Consider the following 25,175-nt stretch of genomic DNA (forward strand, 5'->3'; position numbering starts at 1 on the left):
AAACAGATTCAAGATAAGTTGTCGTGAACCAAACATCTTAAAAATTAACCGGTGAGAATTATATGTGATAATTAAAACAAACCAACTCTACATGAAAAAAATATTATTGTTGCCATTATTATTTACTGCCTTGTTTGCATCTGCCCAAACAAGGCCGTTGGAAGGTAAAGTTGTTTCGGCAACCGATCAGCATGCAGTAAGCAAAGCGTCCATCACAATTAAAAATGGTAAATCATTCATTGCAGATGACAGCGGCAGTTTTAGAATTGAGGTACCCTCCGGCGCATTATCATTAACTGTCAGTTCTATTGGCTTTGCCTCGCAGAATGTTGCTGTGAATGCTGCAGATAATAATATTATCATACAGCTTATTGAAACAGATAAGAATTTGAATGAAGTGATTGTTGTTGGTTACAGCGATAAGAAAAGAGGTGAGTTAACAAGCTCAGTTGCTGTTGTTGATGCCGGCAAATTAAAAGATGTAACTACCAACGATGTGGGAAGCATGCTGCAGGGAAAAGTGGCGGGCCTGCAGGTAGTGAACAGTTCAGGCGTGCCCGGCGCCAATGCAGAAATAAGGCTGCGTGGCGTTTCATCTATCAATGCATCGCAATCGCCTTTATATGTGGTGGATGGAATAATCGGCGGCAATTTCGATCCCAATGATGTGGAAAGCATCACGGTTTTAAAAGATGCTGCAGCAACCGCCATGTATGGCTCACAGGCCAATGCAGGCGTAATTGTGGTTACCACCAAAAGGGCCAAGACAAATAAAACGGCTTTTGAGTTTAAGGCCACAACAGGTTTTCGCACGCCGGATTTTGGTAAGCTTGATATGATGAATGGCGAACAGTTATACAATTATCAAAAAGAGTTTTACCGGGATTATATTCCAACTGATACCGGCAACTCTTATAAGATTGACCTGTTGAAATTTTATGCTGAAAGGCCAAGAGAATTACAGGATCAAAACCATAACTGGATGACGACAATCTTTAATCCTGCGTTCATGCAGAATTATTACATCTCTATTTCAGGCAGAACAGAAAAAAGCGATTATTATCTCGGCGCATCTTATTATAATGAAGATGGCACATTCAAGAACACAAAATTTCAACGTGCTAATTTAAGAGCCTCTTCAACCTTGCATTTCAATCCAAAAATATCTTTAACCAATACCATTAATATAAGCGGCATTACAGGCACAAGCTATGATTACAATGATATTTATTATGCATTCCTAAACCTGCCCTGGGATAATCCTTACGACAGCGCAGGCAAGCCTGTTTATGTAGATGGCAACTCTTCTTTCAAATGGTGGAGCAGGGATAAAGTAAACCCCTTACACACCATCGATCATTCAGATCATCCATACAAAGGTTTTGATGTGAATTATGATCTTAACTTTAATTATCAAATAACCAACTGGCTGGCTTTTTCAAGCACTAACCGCATTGGCGCAAGCTACAGCAAGAGCACTAATTATTATTCAGGCGATGTTGCCGGGCAATATCACGGAACAGGTTATTTAGATGAAAGCAGCATCCTGAGTTACAGTGGCATTTCAAACGATCTTTTAAAATTCAATTTTAAGTTTGGTGATCACCAGCTAAACGGCCTTGCCGGTGTTGCATTTGAAGGCGGTAAAACAGAAACAATCGGCGCTTCCGGCCGCGGCCTGCCATTTAATTTAAGGGTTTTGAATGTTGTATCAAGCAATTTAAGCGTGAACGGATATTATGACCAGTCAGCATTAATATCTTATATCTCGCAGGTTAACTACAGTTATAAAAACAAATATTTCTTAACCGGCTCTTACCGTGTTGATGGTTCCACTGCTTTTCAAAAAAATAACCGTTATGGCTCATTCCCGGCCATATCAGCCGGCTGGTTGGTAAGCAATGAAGATTTCTTAAAAAACAATCACATAATTGATCTCCTGAAAATACGTGGCGGCTATGGCGTAACAGGCACGCAGGATATTGGCGCTTCCCGCTATCTCGGGTTGTATTCATTAACCAGCCAATACAATAATGAATCGGCGGCAACACCATCACAATTGCCAAGCCCCAACTTAACATGGGAAAGCAAATACCAAACAAATATTGGTGTTGATATAGATTTCTTCAAACGCATTTCCTTATCAGTTGATGTATATAAAAACCAGACAAAGAATTTGTTGTTGCAGGTATCGCAGCCATTGTCTGTTGGCTTTGAAACGCGATGGGAAAATTCTGGGGAGATCGAAAACAAAGGTTTGGAAATTGCCTTATCAACTATCAATATCCAAAGCAAAAACTTTTCATGGACAACGGATTTCAACATCAGCTTTAATACAAATACGCTGCAAAAATTACCTGCAGGTTTTGTAAAAACAGGTTCATGGGCCATCTCTCAAACCTATCGAAACGGCGGTAATCTATATGAATTTTATATGCCTGTATGGAAAGGCGTTGATCCGCAAACAGGTGCGCCTTTATGGGAAAAGATTACAAAAGATGCCGATGGCAATGTTACGGCAAAAGAAACCACGTCAAGCTACGCCGAAGCCACTTTACAGGAAGTGGGCTCTGCATTACCAAAATACCAGGGCGGTTTCACCAACACATTCACCTATAAAAACTTCTCTTTAAGTGCCAACCTGTATTTCCTTTATGGCAACAAGGTTTACAGCAACGATCTGCGCTTTGTAATGAACGACGGCAACGAGCCTTACTATAATCAAATTGTACTGCCATCGGGTTACAGCATTTGGGCAAAGCCCGGCGATATCGCCACCAATCCAAGCCCGCAAAACGCCGCCAATTCAACAGAAACATCAACAAGATATTTGCAGGATGGCAGCTATCTTTCCATACGCAATATTTCGCTTGGTTATAACCTGCCGCAAAGCTTTGCCACAAGGCTTGGCCTGCAGAACATCGCGGTTACGGTTACGGCAGACAATGTTTATACCTTCACCAAATTTCTTGGGCAGGATCCGCAAACAACCATTCAGTCAGACATCTATACAACGCCCGGCGTAAGCGATTTCAAATACCCAAACAATCACCAGTATTTATTAAACATCAACATAAAATTTTAAGCCATGAAGTATATGAAATCAATAAAAAGAAATTTTATGTTACCGGCAGCTGATACGATGATTAAGCACGGTTGTGTCATTTATCCCGATTTAATCGGGACTCCCTTGTGCAGCAGTTTTTCATGGCAGCAACGCGGCCAGGCGCCTAAATCATCATCCTGTTTATTCAATATAACAATGCCAGTTTCGTTCCGCATCTATGCAACTGCAATATTGTTATGCATCATCACCTTCAGCAGTTGTATAAAAGATGTGGCGCCCAGCGATTCCATTACAACAGAAACACTTACATCAACAACGGAAGGCTTAACCAACGCGGTTAATGGTGCTTACGCTTTGTTTAAAGATCATGTAATGTTTAACGGCACGGCGGATGACAACAATATGTATTTGCGCCAGTTTTTCCAGTTATCAGATTTTGCCAGCGACGATATTGTTTGTTCACAGGTAACAGAAGACCCTTTGTTTTACAGTTTCAGTTTAGACCACTCTCCCACACAAACCAATACACGTTATTTCTGGTACATATCTTATAAGATCATCAGCGATTGCAATACCGTAATTGAGGCGGTAGAAAAAGAACCAACAGATGATCCTGTAAGAAAACAATTACTGGGCGAATGTTACTTCCTGAGAGCCTTTGCGCATTTCAATCTTGTAAGATTATTTGCAAGGCCATACACGCAGGATAAATCATCACCCGGCATTATTCTGAGAACATCCACCAGCGATCCTTCAGAAAAAGCAAGATCAACCGTTGAAGAAGTGTATGCACAGGTTGTTGCAGATGCATTAAAGGCAGCAGACTTAATGGATGCATCGCGGGGTGTGCAGTATGCAAGTAAAGAAGCGGCAGAGGCATTGCTTTCGAGAGTGTATTTATACATGGATGATAATGCCAACGCAGCAACTTATGCAACCAAAGTAATTAACTCAGGAAGGTTTGCATTAACAACAGCAAGCACATTTCCACAATTGTTTGCAAATGCAGTAGGCGCTTCTGAAACCATTTTCTGCATTGCCTTTACAGATAAAGAAGACTATGGCAAATTCGGCTCTATTGCTTCCATGATCTACAGCGACGGGAACAGCGGATGGGGCGAAGAATTTGCAAGCTCTTCCATCAGGGATTTAATGGGTGCACATCCTGAAGATGTGCGCTGGGATTATATTGTACCGCTTGAAGATGGCAACGGTGGTATTGCAAAAAAGAATGGCATTGAGACTTATTATATCAGCAAATTTTCTTTCCAGGATGGCAGCCCCACTCTAAGCTCTCCTATTATGTTCCGGCTTGCAGAAATGTATTTAAACCGTGCAGAAGCCGAAGCAAAAACCGGCAACACAAAAGCTGCATTGGATGATGTGGATGCCATACGGAAGAATCGTGGTTTGCAAAACAGCTTGTACAACGGCAAAGTGCCTAATGGCACGACTTTACTGGACGTGGTATTGAATGAAAGGCGCATAGAGCTTGCATTTGAAGGCCAGCGCACTTTTGATGTATATCGCAACAATAAAACAATGAACAGGACCTATTGGGGTTATCATTTGCCGGGTTTAAAGGAAACAGATATTGACCTGTCAAAAACGCCAACAGGCTATAGCAATATGACCGTAGAGCCAACAGATAACAGGATCATCTATTACATTCCGATTGATGAAATACAAAGTAATTCATTGTGCACACAAAACCCGTAACGCGGTCAGGCGCCTTCATGGCGTAAGGCCGATAGCCACATTAAAAAATATTAGTAAAGCAGGTTTATAAAATCATTACAAATGAAAAAAACTAATCTCACCATTTTAATTGCTGCATTAATTGCTGCTGTTAATTTTTCTTCCTGCAAAAAAGATTCAGATAATCCGCAGCCATTCGTGTTTTACAGCTTAAGTATTGATGGCGCAACCGTTTCTTTTACCAACAAATCTGAAGATGCCGTGAGTTATAAATGGGATTTTGGCGATGGCACCACTTCAACAGATGAAAGCCCCACACACACTTACCCGGGCAAAGGAAAATATGTGCCAACATTATACGCTACAACATCTGCAGGTGTTACCGGCGAGGCATCAACCGTAATACATATAGCAAAAGTTTCAAGCATTAAACTCGATGATAATTCATTGTCAGACTGGGATACGGTTGCCACTAATGTTATAACAGCCGGCGCTCATTCGGGCAATTTTATTAAAGCCAAATTTGATTATGATGCTAACTATGTATATGTTTATTTTGAACAGAATACTAAAAAATCTGATGGCAATATTTATGACCTGTATATAGATGCCGACAATAATATAAACACTGGTTTGCTAACCGGTGAAATTCCAAACGGCGGTTATGAAGTGTTGCTTGAAGGAACCATATTTGATGACTGGCTTGACCCCTATTATTTTATTGGAACAGACCAGCAGAATTTTGGAAACTATACTTACCAAAACCTTAATGAGTTTTATAAACTTGGAACAGTTGTGCAAAGCGGAAGCGTGCAAAAATTTGAATTTGGGCTTAGCAGGAGCAAGATAAAAGGCTTAACCGGTAAGGGTTTGAGGATTGGTGTGCAGGTTGCTGCAAATGACTGGAGCGCCATCATTGGTTATTCGCCTGATCAAAGTACAGATGCATTTTTTCTTGACATGAGCGAATAAAGCCGGAAGAAAAATAGCTGCATCATTTTAATAACATGTTCCCATCTTTCATGAAAAAATATCTTTTGTTCATTACTGTTATCATATCAGCTATTGCATTCGTTCAATGCAATAAAATTGGAAATCCTATCACCTATGCACCGCCTGCAACAGATACTATTTATTATGATGAAAGCAGCGATGATTTTGCCAATCCTGAACGCGGCTTTTATCGTGCCACAGAAACCTATGCAAGCCATTATGAACCGCTTGATGCCGAAGAGATGAAAAACTGGCGCAGCCTGCAGCAGGCCGATGATGGCAACTATAAAGTATATAGCACATTAGTATTTAGAAATATTATTTTAGATGGGTTTACACACAAAAACCTAACGCAGGATGTATTGGATAACATCAGCAACGATTTTAAAGCAGCCCGTGAAGCAGGCGTAAAACTAATTGTTCGCTTTTGCTATACCATCACGAGCAACAGCGGCGCCTGCCCCGAAGGCTTTATTTGTCCTAAATACGGTGATGCGCCAAAGAATATTGTGCTCGCACATATAGCGCAGCTAAAACCATTGCTGCAGGATAATGCAGACATTATTGCCTGCATGCAAATGGGGTTTATAGGCACATGGGGCGAGAATTATTACAGCGATTATTTTGGCGACCCTTCATCAAATGGAAAAGGGAAATTATTGGATAAGAACTGGAGCGATAAGAACGAAGTATTAAAAGCTTTATTAGATGCATTACCGCAAAGCCGAATGGTACAGGTGCGCACGCCGCAAATGAAACAACGTTATGTTTATGGAGTTAATGCACCTACCTCATCCGCCGCATTAACCGATGCGCAGGCTTTTGATGAAAGCGATATGGCACGCATAGGTTTTCATAACGATTGTTTTCTTTCATCGCCCAACGATTATGGAACTTATGATGATTATGGCAATTCATCATCGTCGCGTGCAGACGCCTATTCCATATTGCATTTGTATGCAGCGGCAGATGGAAAATATACGGTTGTTGGCGGTGAAACCTGCGATGATACTTACAGTCCTGAAAACAATTGTGAGAACAGCGGCAAAGCGCAAACAGAAATGGCAAACATGCATTACAGCTTTTTAAACTGCGCTTATAACAACGACGTAAACAACGACTGGGAAGCTGAAGGTTGCATGGATGCCATTAAAAAGAATTTAGGTTACAGGCTTATTTTAAGAGATGGAGTTTTTCCCAAAGGCCCTGTTAAAGCAGGCATGCAGCTTGCATTCACACTGGATATAAACAATGTTGGTTATGCTTCGCCATATAATGCAAGGCCGGTGCAACTTGTTATGCGCAATCAATCAACCAAACAGGAATTTGTTTATACGATTGATACCGATATTCGCAAATGGTACAGCGGTTTAACTTCGCTTACAATAAAAATCATAACACAAAACGATATGCCGCACGGCAATTATGATTTGTTTTTAAACCTGCCCGATGCATACGCTTCATTGTCATTAAACCCTGCTTATTCCATCCGCATGGCGAATACAAATTCCTGGGAAGAAGCAACAGGTTATAATGCCTTGAATAAATCGGTAACCATTCAATAAACTGTAAAGCCAGCCGTTAAAAAAATACAAGCATTGCATAGACATGCAATGCCAATTGTCTTATGAGAAAAATCACACCACTCTTTAATATTTTTTCAACAGCTATATTTAAAAGATTACAGCAAAGCTATTCATGCTTTATTTCCTGCAGTTTACCTGCCCGTTAATAATGAATGAAGCAATTATTAAATTCCTTAAAAAAACAAAAACATAATTTTTGTTTAATATCCTATTTGCATTTTTTATTTATGATGTTTGCAGAAAATATGGAAAGATGAACTGGTTTACTATAAAAAATATTGAAACAGTTGATTCACCTGCATTGATCGTTTATAAAGAACGTGTGCGGCAAAATATTCAGTCTGTATTAAACATGCGGGAAGCAGCCTTGCTGAGGCCACATGTAAAAACAAACAAAATGGCTGAAGTGTGCAGCATGATGCTGGATGCAGGCATCACAAAATTCAAATGCGCCACCATTGCCGAAGCCGAAATGCTGGGCATGATTCAAGCGCCCGATGTATTGCTGGCTTACCAGCCAACGCCTGTAAAGGCAAAACGTTTGGCCTTGCTTATTAAACAATACCCCGCAACAAAATTTTCCTGTTTAATTGATGATGCTGACAATGCCGAAAACATCTCGCATATTTTTACAAACAACAACATTACGGTTGATGTTTTTATTGACCTGAATGTTGGTCAAAATAGAACGGGCATAAAACCATCTAATGCTTTTGACCTTTTTGAAACCTGTACAGAATTAAAAGGCATTACTATAATTGGCCTGCACGTTTATGATGGCCACATTCGCGATACAGATGTTGATGCGCGGAAGCAAAAAACAGATGTTGCTTTTCAACAGGCTGTTGAACTCTCAGAAAAAATAACATCATTCTTCAACATAAAATTAAAAATAGTTGCAGGCGGTTCGCCAACATTCCCTGTACATGCACAACGAAAAGATGTTGAATGCAGCCCCGGCACGTTTGTGTTCTGGGATTACGGTTATAAAACCCAGTTTCCCGATGAGCCTTTTGAATATGCAGCGCTTGTAATATCAAGGGTTATTTCTGTTGTTGACGAACATACAATTTGTGTTGACCTTGGCCATAAATCTGTAGCAGCGGAAAATGTAATAGAGAAACGTGTATATTTTTTGAATGCGGAAAACATACAGCCGCTTGGTCAGAGTGAAGAACATTTGGTGTTGAGGGTTGAAGATGCAGCTTTATATAAAGTGGGCGATGTATTGTATGGTGTTCCTTATCATATTTGCCCAACTGTTGCCTTATATGAAAAAGCTGTTATTGTTGAAAATAATGAAGCCGTTGGTGAATGGAAAGTGGTTGCAAGAGACAGGAAGATCAATGCCTGATGCCAGGCATTGATCTGTATAACTGTTTTTAAAAAGGGTTAGCGGTTTCTTTCCTGGCAGCCTTTATATCTCTTGTATTTTTTTGTATGGCTATTGCTGAGAAAATGCTTAACACAAACGACATGGCATAAAAACCCTTTTCGCTTCTTTCCAGTGTTGCATTCCATAAGCCTACCGTAAGTAACACTACAGATAAAATTAAGCAGCACCATGCAATGCCATAATACAGGTTGGTTACAGGAATATCTTCCAACTGGTCGCGTACAGCTTTTTGCACAGATATGGCAGAGAACAAACCGAATAGCAATACAGTAAAATAATATCCCTTTTCATTGAGTTCCATGCCTGCATTCCATAAGCCAATGAGGAATGCAATACTGCCGGTAAAAAAAGCTAACCAGGATGCGCCGATAAATGCGGCTGAAGGTTGTGATGGTTGTTTTTGTTCCATAAAAAATATTTATAGAACAAACCTATTTGCAGCGCCATATTTAATTTTTGACAAAGATCAAAAACAAAAAAATAACTTGTTAAAGCCTGCCGCGAATGCGGCTTAATGTTTCCTGGCTTATACCAAGATAAGAAGCCACATAACCAAGCGGCACACGCTCCAATATGTGCGGCGATTGTTTCAATAAATTTTCGTACAACTCTTTTGCCGTTTTAAACTGCGCATTCACATATCTTTCTTCCAGCCTGATGTAATATCTTTCATAAACAATCCTTACCAGCCTTTCCACTTCGTGGTATTGATTAAATAAAGCAGTCAATGCATTTTTTGAAATAGACCACAATGTGCTGTTTTCAATCAGTTGAATATTTTCAACAGCAGGCTTGCCTGTAATAAAGCTGTGGAACGATGTTACAAAATCATTTTCAAAACCAAACCAATGCGTTATTTCTTTTCCATCAACATTATAAAAGCCACGCAATGCACCCTGCTCCAAAAAATATAACTCACGGCAAATGCTGCCTTCAGTTATAAGCAATTCATTTTTGAAGGCAGTTACTTTGGTGAAGCAATCAAACAATGCCTGTTGTGCTTCATCACTAAGCGTGTAATAATTTTTTATGTGGGAAAGAAGGTGTTCCATTACATTCATTATGATTGCTCCTTTATCTTCACTGTTTAAACAATATCTTTTTTAAAGCAATCACCTGTCAAAAATATAGAACCAATGTTTACAATTGATGCTCATTTAGACCTTAGTATGAATGCCATGGAATGGAACCGCGACCTGCGCAAAACTGTTTTTGAACTGCGCAAAAGCGAAGCCGGCTTAAACGATAAGCCCGACAGGTCAAAAGGGACCGTTTCTTTTCCTGAATTGCGCAAAGGCAATATTGGTTTGGTAACAGCTACACAAATTGCAAGGTATGTAACGCCCGGAAACCCTTTGCCCGGCTGGCATTCGCCGCAGCAGGCCTGGGCGCAAACGCAGGCCCAGCTTGCATGGTATAAAGAAATGGAAGCTTGTGGTGAAATGAAAATGATAACAACTATCGATGCACTAAATAAGCATGTGGATGTATGGCTGAATGATGATGCACCACTAAAACCCATTGGTTATATCTTAAGCCTGGAAGGTGCAGATTCACTGGTGGATATAAGTTATGTTGAGCGTGCTTATAATTATGGCCTGCGTGCTATTGGCCCGGCACATTATGGCCCCGGACGTTATGCAAACGGCACTGATGCAACAGGCGGTTTAAACGAAAACGGAAAAGCTTTATTGAAAGAAATGGAGCGATTAAATATTATTTTGGATGCAACGCATTTATGCGATGATGCATTTTGGGATGCAATGGATGTATTTAACGGGCATGTATGGGCGAGTCATAATAATTGCAGGAAGCTGGTGAACCATAACCGTCAATACAGCGATGAACAGATAAAAGTTTTGATTGAACGCGGCGCGGTTATTGGCGGCGCATTTGATGCATGGATGCTGGTACCGGATTGGAAACGGGGCGTATCAACACCTCAATCAACCCATTGCAATATGGAAAAAGTGATTGATAATATGGATCATATTTGCCAGTTGGCAGGCAATACATTGCATGTTGGTATCGGATCTGATTTAGATGGCGCTTTTGGCAAAGAGCAATGCCCTTATGATCTTGAAACGATTACGGATTTAAATAAGATTCCTTCTTTGTTACTAAACCGCGGCTATACCAACACTGATATTGAAAACATCATGCATGGCAACTGGTTAAGGTTTTTACGTAAAGCATGGAGCTGATAACAACGCTCACAGATAACGCAGGTTATCGCAGATAGAAATATTGCTACAGGTTGTAGTAATAAAATTTGCCGCACAGAGCTAAGAAGCTAACCGGGCAATAATAGCTCTTTTCACTCCCTTTCTCCCTGTGCGGCACAACAAGCATTTACAAATTATAATCGAAGCCATTATTTATTTTCACGCATGGCTGTAACAGGTGTATCCCTGAAATTATTGGGCGATGGTTTATCCTTATCACGCTCAAGATCATTCTTATTATACGTTATCCTGAAGATGGTTCCTTTGTTATCATCACAAACATATAAAGCGCCATCCGGGCCTTGCGCCAACCCGCACGGACGATGCAGTGCATGGCCGCTTGCCGTGCTATCTGCACCACCGGAAAAGCCATCTGCAAATACTTCCCAGTCGCCATCAGGCATACCGTTTTTAAATGGCTGAAATACTACAAAGAAACCTGCCTGTGGTTCCGGCGAACGGTTCCATGAACCATGAAAAGCAATGAAGGCGCCATTCTTATATTTTTCAGGAAACATATCGCCGGTATAAAACAATAAATCGTTGGGTGCAAGATGTGCAGGGTATGCGGCAACAGGGTCAATAAAATTGCTGTCTAATGTTTTTTCGCCATCACCGCCATATTCCGGCATTAATATTTTTTTCTTTTTAAAAGGGTCATAATAAATATAAGGCCAGCCCGCATTATCGCCGTTGTTCAAAGCATACATACATTCAGCAGGTAACTGTGCGCTTTGTTTGTCATTAAAATATTTGGGAAATAAAGTACTGAGCTGGTCGCGGCCATGCTGCATCACAAATATTTTGTTGGCCTGGTTATTCCATGCTATGGCAACCACATTGCGCAGGCCGGTTGCATAACGAACGCCATCGCCGTATTGCTGGTCTTTTTTATCGGCGCTGAACATCCAAACGCCGCCTGCAGAATCCAATAACGGGCAGCCCGCCATGCCCATTGATCCGGGCGTTCTGTCATTTTCCTGGCATGAATTGGACGGGCAGCCAACGGGTATAAACATATTGCCTTTATCATCAAACATAATAGACTTTGTATTATGCTGATGCCTGTCAATCAAACCCGTTACAATGCGCTCCGGCTTCGCTGTGTCTTCAACATGATTATCCCCGTCAAGTTTATAACGGAAAATTTCTGTATTGGAAGCTGTATATAAATAACCGTTATGTATTTGCACACCAGTGCCGCCAAAATCGCCAAAGCCATATAATAATTTTCCTTTTCCATCCTGCTCATGCAGCAATAAGGTGCCCACACCATTTACCGGTTGTGCCAGCCTTACGTAAATATCGTTTTGCGGCGTTACAATAAGGTGCCGTGCACGGCCAAGCGAATCGGCAACTATGTTGGATGAAAAGCCGGCGGGCAATGAAAGGCCGCCATCGTTTAATACAGGCGCTTCTTCTTTGGTATTATTACAAGAGGCAATGAGTGCAAGCGTAAAAGCCATGCACAGAAAACGGGAAACTGATGCAAATTTCATTTGTTATATATTAGAAGTTATACTTAATACAAGCATGCTAAGCAACCATAAACTTAGTGATAATTCAGGGCATGCAAAAAATTGAAGGGATTTATTAGGTTGCCGGCAGTTGAATGTATGGCATCACGGTTGCGTCGCAACACTGCAACTGCATATTTTCATGGCATCTTCAGCCTTCTTTTTCCATGTTTCAAATATTTTTTTCAGCAGCTTTCAACCTCGTGCTTCTTTGTGTTCTTTGTGGCTCAAAAAAAATCAAACAAAACAGTTTATTGCGCATCATTTTCAACCCTGTTAATACAATTCATCAGCGCACGAAAAACATGATAAGTACCTTTCCATATATGCGCTTTCAATGCTGTTTTGCGCTTTGGCTCATTATCCAATCCTTCTTCATACCAATCACCATGCTCATGATCTACCAGGTAAGTTTGTGCATACTGCCATTCCTTAAAAAACTTTTGTTTGTACTGCATGGCATCATCCGGGTACATATAAGAAAACATTTGCAGGGTATTTAAAGCTTCCGCCTGCGCCCACCAGTTCTTGCTTTTATTAATAATGGTGCAGCCGGGTTTATCTTTAAAATAATAACCTTCATCATAAAAACCGCCAAGCGAATTATCCCAGCCATTGTTTAATGCATGATCAACCATTTTCTTGCCAATTGCAAGTGTTTTATCATCAGCCTTACCATATAAAGCTTCTGAAGCTTCCTGCAACAGGTAAGCAGTTTCAACATCGTGGCCAAAAGAAACATGGTCGAGGTATTTATGTTTCAGTATAGATTGTTCTGATGAATCGCGAAACGAAACCGGCTTCCAGTCGTAGGTAAAAAACAATTGCAGGTTGCCTCTGTCAGTTACTATTTTATCTCTTATGAGTTTCAACATTTCTTCCAATCTTATTCTCACCAAACTATCAGGCCACACTTTATACAATTCCGTAAGCGCTTCCAGCAAATGAATAGAACTGTTCTGGTCTTTATAACCAATGTCGGATGCGCTTTGTATATCAGCCGTTCTAATTATATGCGAACCATCCCTGTTTAAATGCTGGTAGTAGCCTTTATAAACAGGGTCGTGGCTATTCTTTTCAAGCCACATAAAACCAGCTTTGGCAAGATTTAAAGCAGCGGTATCGTGCGAACATTCGTAATAAGCGCTTAAGCCATAAACGGCAAAGGCGTTGCCGTAGGCTTCCTTAACCTTGCTTTTAGGCGTACCATCCCTTGCAACGAGGTTATAAAAACCGCCATAGGTTGCATCCCACATTTTATCGCGCAGAAAATAAAAGCCGTGGCGCGACATTGAAATGTAAGCTGTGTCTTTATAAAACATAGCTGCTTTTGCGGTTGACCATATATGCCTCGCCTGTGTTACAATCATTTTATCCTGCGTGCCCGAGGGCTTAAAATCGTATGTAAAACTGCTGAGATAGCCGCCGTATAAAGTGTCAATATTACGGGGATAATATTCATCCAGTAAGCCCTGTTTTGCCGCATACTGCATTTGCGCTGCAATGCTATCGGGGTTAGTGGTTTGAGCAGAAGATAACACCGGTAACAATAAAACAATAAAGGATAAGCGTAATAGCATTTGTTTCAGTTTTAAATCAAGTAACAATAATTAACTTTACTAAAAACACAACCATGTCAGTTATAAAATTACCCTTGCTTTTCATTGGCTCCAAAGGCGAAAAAAATTTATACACGTTATTTGACAGCGGCGCCAACCTATCCTGCATTAACCCTGATTTTATAAAAGACGTTGAAAACCCGATAAGCCTTGGAAGAGTTAGAAGAATAGCTACAGCAAGCGAAGGGCATTATATTGAGATTAAAGAAAGAGTTATTCTTGACTTTTATATTCATGACATTTTATTGAGCGATGAATTTTTATTAGTTCCCAACTTAAGCGAGGAAGCCATAATTGGCGCTGCAACTTTGCAAAAATGGCGTATTAAATTAGATTTTGAACATGATACCGTTATCGTTGATCCCAAAGTAGCCAAACTCCAACTGATATAAGATTTCCTGCCAAGTCAACGTTCAGATAACACCTTGTTTGCTGCCAGCACCAGCAATAAATAATCCGTTGTTCCGCCACCCAAAACATATTCGCCCTGCTGCCAGAAATAAGGCCATACGGCGAGTTCAGGAAAATCAGGCCGTATCAATGCAGTTCCCGATGCAATACCACCCGGAATATACGACCAGTCGGCGCGGTTAAAACCATACGCAACCGTTGTTGAATTGGCGCCTATGCCCGAAGCAAAAGAAGCCGTATTACTGCCGGGATGGCAACCCAAAACAAAGTTTAATGCAGACAGCATATACTCCTTCGTAACAATTCCGGGAAATGCTTCATGTAAAAAATATTGCTTGTAACCAAAATGCTGAATATCCCAGCCGGCGCCCCATATATTGGGCTTATACGGCACTTCATAAGGTGTTTGTTTTGCCTGCGCCTGTATCGTATCAAACAAAACCTTTACTGCATCAGTAACTGTGCTTGTAAAAGAGGCGTCATTAATCACAGGCAGCACACGGCCAACAACCCATCCATAATTATTGATTTGCTTTGCAATAACATCTTTATTCGCTACCAAAAAATCAGCATATTTTTTATCTTTTGTGGTAATGTATAATTCAGTTGCCAATGCAATTCTTTGCGCCGGGAACTTTTCTTTTGTATCATTCCAAACCTGTTCTGCTATACGCAAACAATCACCGGCCAATGTATCATTATACCCTTTCATTACACGATTGGCAGCAGCCAGCGCAGCGGCCGCATGCAAACTCCTGCCCGGATTTTCTTCTGTAAAAACCCACCGGTCATCAGGCGCGTTTGGCAAACCAACAGCAGGCGGCGTACCACTTGTTTTTACATCGTTATAAAATTTGTTATCGGTAATATTGGCCGCATCGCCAAGAATTACATATTGCTGCAAGGTGGGCTCAATAATGCCACGATAAAACCTGCCCATACTTTCATAACCGCCAACAATTGATAATAAGCCATGTTCAATTTGCTGCAACACATCAGGCTTGCCATCCGGCTGCTGTATTTCCACCACATGCGTTTGCTGGTTAACGGTGGTGTTATCATATTTTACGTCAAACGCTTCATACGCCAAAGTCAATCCATAAACTGTTTCAGCCTGCGATTCCACACGCAGGTCAAAATCACCGGCATCGTGCCAGCCGCCAACATTCAAACCCGGCACTGTTTCGCCGCTTTTATATTTTGTAAGTGTTGAAGGGCCTTGTATATAACCATCAAAATGATTGGAATCGATGGGCGCCATGCGTGCATCATCCAGGTGGCACCAGCCGTGCCAAACGCGGTATTTATCGTTAACACGCACATGGCACATTTGTACCGGAAGAAAATATTCAAGTGTTGGCTGCCACACATTTTCAGCATATACACTATCATCAATCTGGAAAACATGCGTGGTATCATTCGCATATTTCACCGCATACATACCAGGCTTTTTTATTTGTGAAAAATCAAATTGCAAATAATGATAACGAAGAAAATTGCCCCAGTCTTTTGGGATTGATTGCAGTACAGTTGTGTAGCCGCCGCTTTCATTTATACGCAGCAGCGATGCGCCTGCTTTTGTTTTATCTTTTGCATCCAATTCAATCACTGCAATTTTTTTCTGATCCGGATGATAACCCACCTGCGAAACCTGCACCACCGGTTTGCTCATCCATCCCTTAATTGCATTGGGCGTAACCAGCCATTCAATCGCGCCTTTCGTTTTACCTTTTGCAACTAATGAACGCACCACAAACCAGCCGTTGTTATACTTACCTCTTCCATCAATCAATTCAATTTTATTATCATTGATATTTTCAATCGTCATGGTTTGCATTGCTGTTTCAGGTGCGATAACAAGTTTATTACCAACCGCCATAGGCGCTACCTGTGTTTCACCTGCTGCATCTATATAATTCTGCGTGTTTGCCTGCCGCGGAAAAATGCCAAATGCATTATCCATATAATACGATTTGCCAAACAAAGCGCCGGGAAACAATTCAAAATTGAAACCCACTTTATTCCACCATTCATCCGGCAAAGCGCTGTCAAGGTCAACAATAATTTTAAATGATTTACCGGCAGGCATTACACGCACCGTATAACCAAAATTCAGATCGGGATAAATGATAGGATTAAAGCCTTTACGGTTCATGGCTTCGTTGGGATATTGCATGCGCACGCTGATGGTTTGCGTGGCCTTATCAATTGTATGCTCGCCAACTTTTGGTATAGGCGACCATTGGCCCGGCGTGGCATCCAACCTTAAATCGCCATTGGTGGCAACACGCAAACCGTTTTGTATAACACCAACGCCACCCTGGTGGCCTTCGGGATAAAAATCCTGTGCCAGCATTACATTCACGCCTTCATACTCCAGGTAATTTTTATCATTCAGATGCATTTGCTGCTGCGCATACAACTGCATATTCGCAAGTAAAAAAACAAACAGGCAAATTCTTTTCATCGGCAATAATTAGATGATTCTTTAAAAATCTTTTTATGATTTGATATGATAATCGCAGCCGTATTACAACCGGCACAGTAGCTCAAAAACAATCAATGCATTGTAACAAAGTACTATACTATTTTAACCGGTTTTCAATTCATTTATAACAATTATGCATATTCTTTTTACAAATAATAAAAGCAATTACCGGTATAATAAATCTTGATTTAAATGATGTAGTTATAATCGATATACACAGCAGTCTCTGATTCGTTTGTCATTTTCAAACTAAATCATAAATTCCCCGTCTTTATAAATTACTTTTTCAGTTCCGTTTTTTAATAAAGCAATTACTGTCCTGTTATCCGTACTTATAATATCCGTATGCACTTTAGGACATGAATTATAACCCATAGCTGCCCACTCTTCTTCTGAAACCTTCATCATATCGCCGGGATAAGTGTCTTTATAAGCATTACCTAATGCAATATGCGTATTACCATAATCGCCACCCATATTTTCATCAAACAATGTGGTGGCCATAAATTTTGTAATACGGGAATGACGTTTATCTGTCAATGAAAATTCACCCACCTTATCAGCATTTTCCTGCGCAATCATTTCTTTTAAGGCATCTTCATTTTCTGTGGCCGAAGATTCAACAACAACGCCATTTTTAAATTTTAATGATACGCCTGCAATACGTTTTCCCGAATAATATAGTGGCTGGTTAAACCTTATAAAGCCTTCCGTTCCGCGCCAGTCGGGCGAAGTAAATATTTCAAAGCTTGGAATGTTTTTGCCGCCGCCGCTTAACCATTTACGGTTATCGCCAATCTTTATGGTTAAATCAACGGACTCACCTTTTATAAACAGTTTTTCAATTGGCAACGCATCTAATTTGTCTTTTATAGTTTCAATTTCCTGCTGCACCTGTTTCCATTTTTGCACCGGGTTATCATCTCTTAAATAACAGGCTTCGATTATCTGTTCCCAATAATCTTCCAGCGAAAGCCCGGCTTCGTTGGCCATAGATTGCGTGCCATATAAACAAAGTGTCCACGATAATTTACCGGCCTGTTCTTTCTTTTCACGCATGGCCATATATGGCGCCCTTGCACTGTTCATGCGGCTTATTTTTGAAGAAGGCAACCCTTCAAATGCATGAATATCGGGCTCTGCAATTATAAAAAGAATATGGTCCACTGCGTCCACAATGCCCTGCCAGTAAGGCTTTGCGAAGAATCCAATTTGATCATCGCTGCCCGTTTCAAGCAGCAGGCGGGCCATGCTTTGATCGCGGGTATTATCAGGCTGATAATGGGTAATGATGTTACCACCGGCTGCATATATTTCTTTGGCAATAGCAAGGTAAAGTGGTTTACTGCACTCCTGCCCCACCAAAAAAACGGTATCACCTTTTTTAATGCCTTCACCGTTGTTTAATGCATATAAAACCATTACCTGTGCATATTTCTTTAATAAAGTATCGCTGGGTATAAACATATTTTTTATTTGAAATGAAACGAAAATGACGGGGATTGAGCTGACCAACCTGTTTTATAAATCTTAAACTAACTACATTCAATGCCGTTTACTTAAGGCAAATTAAAAATTGTAAATAATCAATAATCAATGCTCAATATTCCGCGCTTAGTTCGCTTAGAAACTTTTAAGCTTTCACGTTTTGACGATTCACGTTTCACGTTCAGCTTACTCCATTTGTAACAACACTCTTATCAATTTTATTTACTAATCCCTGCAGCACCTTGCCGGGACCAACTTCAGTAAATTCCGCGGCGCCACCGGCAATCATTGCCTGCACGCTCTGCGTCCAGCGGACTGCGCCCGTTAGCTGTGCAATCAGGTTTGTTTTTATGGCTGATGGATCAGTTACAGCAACTGCAACCACATTCTGATAAACAGGGCAGCTTGCTGCGTTAAATGTTGCTGATTCAATAGCAGCCGCCAATTCTGCTTTTGCAGGCTCCATTAAAGGCGAATGAAAAGCACCGCCAACAGGCAGCAACAATGCACGTTTTGCACCGGCTTCTTTCATTCTTGTACAGGCCAGGTCAACAGCTTCGGTTGATCCGCTTATTACCAACTGACCAGGGCAATTATAATTAGCAGCCACCACCACCTGGTCATGATCTAATTCTTTTGTAACGGCTGCGCAAATTTCTTCCACCTTTTCATCGGCCAAAGCCAATACGGCGGCCATAGTTGAAGGATTTATCTCACATGCTTTCTGCATTGCCTGTGCACGAATGCTTACCAGTTTCAGCGCGTCTTCAAAACTTAAAACATTATTGGCAACCAGCGCCGAAAATTCACCAAGCGAATGGCCGGCCACCATATCAGGTTTCACATTGTTTAATGTTTTAAAAGCAATTACTGAATGTAAAAAAACAGCAGGCTGTGTAACCTTTGTTTGCTTTAATTCTTCATCTGTGCCGCCAAACATAATATCGCTTATGCGGAAGCCAAGAATATCGTTTGCCTGTTCAAATAATTCCTTTGCCTGTGCATTGGTATCATATAAAATTTTTCCCATTCCGCTGAACTGCGATCCCTGCCCGGGGAATATGTAAGCATGTTTACCCATATCATAAATTTAGGGCAACAAAAATAAGGCTTCTGTTATTAGGCAAATTCCCGGCTTTTATTATTTTGAAATGACTGCAGATAGTTTAAGAAGCACAAAATTTTATTTTCTGCAATTAAGAAATGAGAAAACAATTTCTTAAATTATGCAAACTAAAACCTGTGATCCTTCGTTATAAAATCTCTCGCTTACATTTGCGGTAATCAACAGGAAAAATGAAAAAGCTTATACTGATACTCTTAATATTACCGGTTGTAACTGCAACAAATGCACAGTCTAAAAGAGCCAAGGCAAAAGCAGATAAAATAATCACAGCCAACCTTCAATCGCACATTAATTATCTTGCCAGCGATAAGCTCGAAGGCAGAAGGGCAGGCAGCGCCGGTGAAAACCTTGCCATGCAGTACATCAGCAATATGTTTGAAAAATATAAGCTTGCACCTAAAGGCGACAATGGTTTTATACAGGCATTTGAAATAAGTGAAGGCAATTCTTTCAACTCACCGGACAATCATTTTTCTGTAAATGGTGAACAGCTTGAAGCGAAAACAGATTATTATCCTTTGTCCATTTCAGCAAGCGCCGGGGCCAAAGGCAGCGTTTCTCCCATGCTGCGCGAACAGGATCAGATATGGTTTTGGAATGTATCTGATGTTTTGGAAGACAATAAAGACAACCCGCATTTTGACATCAGCAGTTTATTAAAAGAAGAAGCAGAAACAGATGCCAAGAAAGGCGCAACAGCGCTAATTGTTTATAACAGTTCAACACAGGCCGATAATATCCTGTTTAATAAATTCGATACAACGGCAGCCGTTACTATTCCCGTTATTTATATAACACAACAAGGCCTGCAGAAACATTTTGCTGACCTTACCGGCATTTATGACATTGATTTGAATGTGCACCTGCAGGCAGATAACCGAAAAGCACATAACGTGATTGGCTATATTAATTTTAATGCACCCACAACTGTTGTAATTGGCGCACACTACGACCATTTGGGTTATGGTGAAGACGGCAACAGCCTGGATGGCGCCGGGCAGATACATAACGGCGCTGATGATAATGCAAGCGGCACTGCGGCTATGCTTGAACTGGCAAGGATTCTATACAATACAAAAGCAAGGAATAATAATTATTTATTCATGGCTTTTTCAGGTGAGGAATTGGGACTGCTTGGCTCCAAATACTGGCTGCAGCATCCAACAGCCAACGTGAACCTGAATTACATGATCAACCTTGATATGGTAGGAAGATATGCGGCCGACCGTAAACTCACCATTGGCGGTTATGGCACTTCACCAACATGGGGAGAAATTTTTCAAACAACCACCGATCCCAATCTTGAAATAAAATTCGACAGCAGCGGCAGCGGGCCAAGCGATCATTCTGCATTTTACCGCGACAGCGTGCCGGTATTATTCTTTTTTACCAACAGCCATCCTGATTATCATAAAGCCACAGATGATGCGGATAAAATAAATTATAAAGACGAAACGGAAATAGTTGATTACATCGTAAACATTATTAATGCAGCTAACGATAAAGGCAAGCTTTCATTTCTTAAAACAAAGGATGCAGAAATGCGCAGTGTAAGCCTGCCCGTAACTTTAGGCGTAATGCCCGATTATGGTTATACCGGCGCCGGCATGCGCATTGATGGCGTAAGCAAAGGCAAAACGGCGGAAAAAATCGGCCTTAAACCCGGTGATGTTTTATTGCAGTTAGGTGATTTTAAATTTGTGGATGTGCAAACTTATATGCAAGCCTTGCAGCACTTTAAAAAGGGCGATAAAACAACGCTGATAATTTCGAGAGACGGAGAAGAAATGAGTTTTGATGTACAGTTTTAATTTTAAATAGTTTTATTCAACCACATGAAACCCTCTATAAAACAACTGAGTTTATTGGTTTTTCTTTTATTGTTTATTCAAATTTTAAATGCACAGAAAATAAGTGTAAATGAATATGCGGCAATAGATGCAAAAGCCTTGCAGATACCCGATTCATTAACTGCGACTACAGCCGGTATTGCGGGCTATATTAATTCAAATTTTGCAACAGATAAAGAAAAAGCAAGGGCTGCATTTATTTGGGTAGCATCCAATATTCAATATGATATTGACAATATGTTTGCCTTGAACTTTTATGAAGCGGCAGAAGAAAAAATAGATAAGCCATTAAAAACGAGAAAAGGTATTTGTGAAAACTATGCAGCCTTGTTTAATGATATATGTGCAAAATGCAATATAAAATCTTTCATGGTTCCGGGCTATACAAAGCAAAATGGCTTCACCGATTATATTCCACATGTATGGTGTGCTGCTTACATTGATACCGCATGGTTTTTGTTCGATCCCACCTGGGGTTCTGGTTATATTATGAATTCAAAGTTTTATAAGCGAATTGATAATAAGTATTTTGAAGCTGATCCTTCATTCTTAATTAAAACACATATACCTTTTGATTATCTCTGGCAATGCCTTAATTACCCGGTATCCAACCAGGAGTTTTATGAAGGTAAAACAACACAAAATACAACCAGGGCATTCTTTAATTATGCTGATTCTATTGCTTTGTTTGAACAGCAGAACCATATTGAACAATTAACCGCAGAAGCCCGCAGGATTGAAAAAAACGGTGTAAAAAATTCAATGATATTCGACAGGCTCAGGCATATTAAACTTGATATAGAGAACGATAAGATAGATAAAGAAAATAAACGGCAGGCCATGCTTGCAACGCTTTATAACGATGCTGTTGCCTATTTTAATGGAGCGGTGAAAGATTTTAATGGCTTTATTGAATATCGCAATAAACAGTTTAAGCCGGAAAAAACAGATGAAGAAATACAAGGCATGATAGATTCAACTAATGCTGATATTTTGAAGGCTAAAAATAATATCAAACAAATATCCAATCCCGATCCGGCAATGGATAAATTCCTATCACAACTTTTGCCCTTGATTGTTGACCTTGACAACCGCTTAAATGAACAACAGGATTGGCTAAATCTATACTTCAGTAAATCCAAAGCAAAAAGAAAATCTATGTTCTATGAAAAAAAGTTATCGTGGTTTGGTATCCCTTTAAATTAAGCTATAACGAAGCGCCGGGCGCCGGCTTACAGTTTATTTCAAAGCATTCCATCCCTGCGCTGTGATGTCAAAAGCATTTCCACCCTTGCTTATCAGTTTACGGCCTTCATCCAGTTCCGTCATATAGCCAACTATGCTGATATTATCATTCAAAACAAGTTTATCATAATCGTCCTGCTTCGCCGTAAAAACCAGTTCATAATCTTCACCGCCGTTAAGCGCACAAACAGTAGGGTCTAACCCAAATTTAAAAGCAGCCAAACGGGTTTCTTCGGCAATGGGTAATTTATCTTCATGCAGCCTGCAACCTAAATTGCTTTGATTGCTTATGTGCAATACTTCACTGCTTAAACCATCACTTATATCCATCATTGCAGTTGGTACAATATTTTGCTCCGCGAAATATTCAATAATATCCTTTCTTGCTTCAGGTTTTAAAAAACGGCCAACTATATAGCTTTCATTTTCGAGGTCAGGTTGTATCTGCGGGTTTTCAAGATAAATACTTTTCTCCCTTTCCAGCAATGTAAGGCCTAAAAATGCAGCGCCTAAATCTCCGCTTACACAAATTAAATCGCCTTTATTTGCAGTGCTTCTTTTTACAAACTTATCAGGCGCAACTTCTCCTATTGCAGTAACAGAAATAATAAATCCTTTCTGAGATGAAGACGTATCGCCGCCAACCAGGTCAACATTATATCTTTCACAGGCGGCATAAATGCCTTCATAAAATTCATTCAATGCTTCAAGGCTAAAGCGGTTGCTTACGCCAATGCTAACAGTGATTTGCGCAGGTGTTGCGTTCATGGCATACACGTCGCTCAGGTTTACAACCACGCTTTTATAACCAAGATGTTTTAAAGGCGTGTACATTAAATCAAAATGCACACCTTCAATTAAAAGATCGGTTGTAACAACAATTTGTTTTCCGTAATGATCAATTACTGCGGCATCATCACCCACACCTACAATAGTAGATGCGTTGCTTATTTCAAAATTTTTTGTAAGGTGATTGATCAACCCAAATTCTCCCAACGTTGATATTTCTGTGCGGTTACTCATTGCTATTTACGATTTACGATTTTGGATGTACGATTTAGGCCTCTTCAATATTCTGACAGTTTAATTATTTATTTTATAATTTTTTATTGTGCAAAGTTTTCAGGCTTGCAACAATAATGGCAAGCAGTTCATCACCTTCTTTATGCAAAAGATTTATTGATTCACCAAAGGAAGGATTTAATTCAACTATCATTTCAAGAAAAAAAATTGATTCATCCAGTTCTTCTTCAACGATCTTTAATTTATTTATAAAATCTGCGTGTGATTTTGCACGGCAGGCTGCCCGGTAATTTGCTGTTGATGAAGATGCTGAACGGTTGCCCTGATCAGCGTAATTTTTATTAACAATATTATACGGAAGGCGTAAAACAAGTCTTGCATAACCTAAAGCATATTGCTTTAATCTGTGCATTAAAATTTCTTTCGTCATTTTGTTTAAGGTTTTAGATTTACAATTTATGATTAAACCCTTATTTTGAATTTATAAACCTATAACGTAATCAGGCACTAAGCAAATCGTAAACCCAAAATCTAAAAATTGTACATTATTCTACTTCCCCGCCCTGTACCACTTTCAAAAGATCATCATGTATAATGCCGTTAGTGGCTATAATGCCCGGCTGGTAAGGGTTATAGTAATCCCCTTTCATATCGGTTACTTTACCGCCTGCTTCTTCAATTATCAAAAAACCTGCTGCGCTGTCCCAAGCATTCAGCTTATGTTCAAAGAATCCATCGAAGCGGCCTGCTGCAACATAACAAAGATCGATGGCAGCACTTCCAAACCGCCTTACCGGAACGCCTTTTCTTATAAACTTTCCAAACACTTCAAGCGGGCCGTTTGGCATATCAAGATAAGTATATGGGAACCCCGTAACCAGGCAACTGTTAACTAAATGCTGCGTTTTGCTTACGCGTATCGGCTGGCCGTTTAAGCTTGCACCCTGGCCGCGTTCTGCAAAAAAAAGTTCATCAATAAAAGGGTTATACACTGCTCCCAGTTCCATTTTACCGTCTTTTTCAATACCAATACTTACGCAGCATATTGGTATATGATTGGCATAGTTTACGGTGCCATCAATAGGATCAATTATCCATTTGTAGTTTGAATCCTGCACAATTTCACCGGACTCTTCACTTAAAATGTAATGATCAGGATAGTTTTTTTTGATGATCTCAAAAATTGCTTCCTCGCATTTATGGTCCACTTCCGTTACAAGGTTATTAATGCCTTCTTTATTACTGATGGTGAAACTGCGGGTGGAATAGTCTTTCATAATTGCGGCTGCAGTTTTAACCGCTTCTAATAGTACCTGTTTAAGCATGCGCAAATATATCTTACTTTATTTTGTACAACCGTTTATCCTATTGATTAGTTAAGAGCTAAATGAAATTGCTATGCTGATGTAAAATTTCCTTAGTTTCGTAAGTTGAATAAAGACC

At 40.2% G+C, this 25,175-nt stretch carries 19 protein-coding genes; 9 read left to right on the forward strand and 10 right to left on the reverse strand.

The window, feature by feature from the left end:
• Window positions 1-91 precede the first annotated feature (91 nt).
• The 5 genes from BM015_RS16155 to BM015_RS16175 all read left to right on the forward strand — a co-directional run bounded on the left by BM015_RS16155 (window position 92) and on the right by BM015_RS16175 (window position 8,698).
• Window positions 92-3,085 (forward strand): SusC/RagA family TonB-linked outer membrane protein, encoded by a 2,994-nt coding sequence (locus BM015_RS16155; RefSeq protein ID WP_090661181.1) that lies wholly within the window; start codon window positions 92-94, stop codon window positions 3,083-3,085.
• 3 nt (window positions 3,086-3,088) lie between these two features.
• Window positions 3,089-4,786: a RagB/SusD family nutrient uptake outer membrane protein gene (locus tag BM015_RS16160; RefSeq protein WP_245751461.1), complete on the forward strand. Its 1,698-nt coding sequence runs from the start codon at window positions 3,089-3,091 to the stop codon at window positions 4,784-4,786.
• Between the two features lie 81 nt (window positions 4,787-4,867).
• Window positions 4,868-5,737: a PKD domain-containing protein gene (locus BM015_RS21980; protein ID WP_090660888.1), complete on the forward strand. Its 870-nt coding sequence runs from the start codon at window positions 4,868-4,870 to the stop codon at window positions 5,735-5,737.
• A gap of 50 nt (window positions 5,738-5,787) precedes the next feature.
• The gene (locus BM015_RS16170; protein ID WP_177191938.1) at window positions 5,788-7,323 is read left to right on the forward strand and encodes a DUF4832 domain-containing protein; all 1,536 of its coding nucleotides are present in this window, start codon (window positions 5,788-5,790) and stop codon (window positions 7,321-7,323) included.
• Window positions 7,324-7,540: 217 nt separating this feature from the next.
• Window positions 7,541-8,698: a D-TA family PLP-dependent enzyme gene (locus tag BM015_RS16175; RefSeq protein WP_245751462.1), complete on the forward strand. Its 1,158-nt coding sequence runs from the start codon at window positions 7,541-7,543 to the stop codon at window positions 8,696-8,698.
• Window positions 8,699-8,726: 28 nt separating this feature from the next.
• Here the strand turns inward: BM015_RS16175 and yiaA are convergent, their stop codons facing one another.
• Together yiaA and BM015_RS16185 are read right to left on the reverse strand one after the other, a co-directional pair.
• Window positions 8,727-9,149 (reverse strand): inner membrane protein YiaA, encoded by a 423-nt coding sequence (gene yiaA, locus BM015_RS16180; RefSeq protein ID WP_090660897.1) that lies wholly within the window; start codon window positions 9,147-9,149, stop codon window positions 8,727-8,729.
• Between the two features lie 79 nt (window positions 9,150-9,228).
• The gene (locus BM015_RS16185) at window positions 9,229-9,792 is read right to left on the reverse strand and encodes a Crp/Fnr family transcriptional regulator (RefSeq protein WP_090661187.1); all 564 of its coding nucleotides are present in this window, start codon (window positions 9,790-9,792) and stop codon (window positions 9,229-9,231) included.
• A gap of 84 nt (window positions 9,793-9,876) precedes the next feature.
• On the opposite strand from BM015_RS16185, the gene BM015_RS16190 reads away from it, so the two are divergent.
• Window positions 9,877-10,944 (forward strand): dipeptidase, encoded by a 1,068-nt coding sequence (locus BM015_RS16190; RefSeq protein WP_090660900.1) that lies wholly within the window; start codon window positions 9,877-9,879, stop codon window positions 10,942-10,944.
• 170 nt (window positions 10,945-11,114) lie between these two features.
• Here BM015_RS16190 and BM015_RS16195 read toward each other — a convergent pair whose 3' ends face one another.
• Complete coding sequence (locus tag BM015_RS16195) at window positions 11,115-12,464, reverse strand: PQQ-dependent sugar dehydrogenase (protein WP_090660903.1); 1,350 nt, start codon at window positions 12,462-12,464, stop codon at window positions 11,115-11,117.
• Between the two features lie 269 nt (window positions 12,465-12,733).
• On the reverse strand, window positions 12,734-14,062 hold the full coding sequence (locus BM015_RS16200; RefSeq protein WP_090661189.1) for an AGE family epimerase/isomerase: 1,329 nt from the start codon (window positions 14,060-14,062) through the stop codon (window positions 12,734-12,736).
• Between the two features lie 53 nt (window positions 14,063-14,115).
• Between BM015_RS16200 and BM015_RS16205 the strand changes: the two genes are divergently transcribed.
• Entirely contained in the window at window positions 14,116-14,493 is a 378-nt protein-coding gene (locus BM015_RS16205; protein WP_090660906.1) for a pepsin/retropepsin-like aspartic protease family protein, read from the forward strand.
• Window positions 14,494-14,507: 14 nt separating this feature from the next.
• Here the strand turns inward: BM015_RS16205 and BM015_RS16210 are convergent, their stop codons facing one another.
• The 3 genes from BM015_RS16210 to fabD form a co-directional block, all read right to left on the reverse strand.
• Window positions 14,508-16,979 carry a glycoside hydrolase family 9 protein gene (locus BM015_RS16210; RefSeq protein ID WP_090660909.1) on the reverse strand — a complete coding sequence of 824 codons (2,472 nt, stop codon included), beginning with the start codon at window positions 16,977-16,979 and terminating at the stop codon, window positions 14,508-14,510.
• Window positions 16,980-17,249: 270 nt separating this feature from the next.
• A complete protein-coding gene (locus BM015_RS16215) occupies window positions 17,250-18,467 on the reverse strand; it encodes an aminopeptidase (protein ID WP_090660912.1) in 1,218 nt (405 codons plus the stop codon).
• A 202-nt stretch (window positions 18,468-18,669) separates the two neighbouring features.
• Window positions 18,670-19,569 (reverse strand): ACP S-malonyltransferase, encoded by a 900-nt coding sequence (fabD, locus tag BM015_RS16220; protein WP_090660916.1) that lies wholly within the window; start codon window positions 19,567-19,569, stop codon window positions 18,670-18,672.
• A gap of 215 nt (window positions 19,570-19,784) precedes the next feature.
• Between fabD and BM015_RS16225 the strand changes: the two genes are divergently transcribed.
• A complete protein-coding gene (locus BM015_RS16225; protein ID WP_090660919.1) occupies window positions 19,785-21,425 on the forward strand; it encodes a M28 family peptidase in 1,641 nt (546 codons plus the stop codon).
• 24 nt (window positions 21,426-21,449) lie between these two features.
• Entirely contained in the window at window positions 21,450-22,670 is a 1,221-nt protein-coding gene (locus tag BM015_RS16230; RefSeq protein WP_090660922.1) for a transglutaminase domain-containing protein, read from the forward strand.
• Between the two features lie 33 nt (window positions 22,671-22,703).
• On the opposite strand, the gene thiL is transcribed toward BM015_RS16230, so the two are convergent.
• The 3 genes from thiL to BM015_RS16245 form a co-directional block, all read right to left on the reverse strand.
• A complete protein-coding gene (gene thiL / locus BM015_RS16235; RefSeq protein WP_090660925.1) occupies window positions 22,704-23,732 on the reverse strand; it encodes a thiamine-phosphate kinase in 1,029 nt (342 codons plus the stop codon).
• Window positions 23,733-23,805: 73 nt separating this feature from the next.
• A complete protein-coding gene (locus BM015_RS16240; protein WP_090660927.1) occupies window positions 23,806-24,162 on the reverse strand; it encodes a four helix bundle protein in 357 nt (118 codons plus the stop codon).
• A gap of 115 nt (window positions 24,163-24,277) precedes the next feature.
• Window positions 24,278-25,057, reverse strand: coding sequence for an inositol monophosphatase family protein (locus BM015_RS16245; RefSeq protein ID WP_090660930.1), 780 nt, complete (start codon window positions 25,055-25,057; stop codon window positions 24,278-24,280).
• Window positions 25,058-25,175: the final 118 nt, after the last annotated feature.

Source organism: Parafilimonas terrae, assembly GCF_900115755.1.
Classification (GTDB): Bacteria; Bacteroidota; Bacteroidia; order Chitinophagales; family Chitinophagaceae; genus Parafilimonas; species Parafilimonas terrae.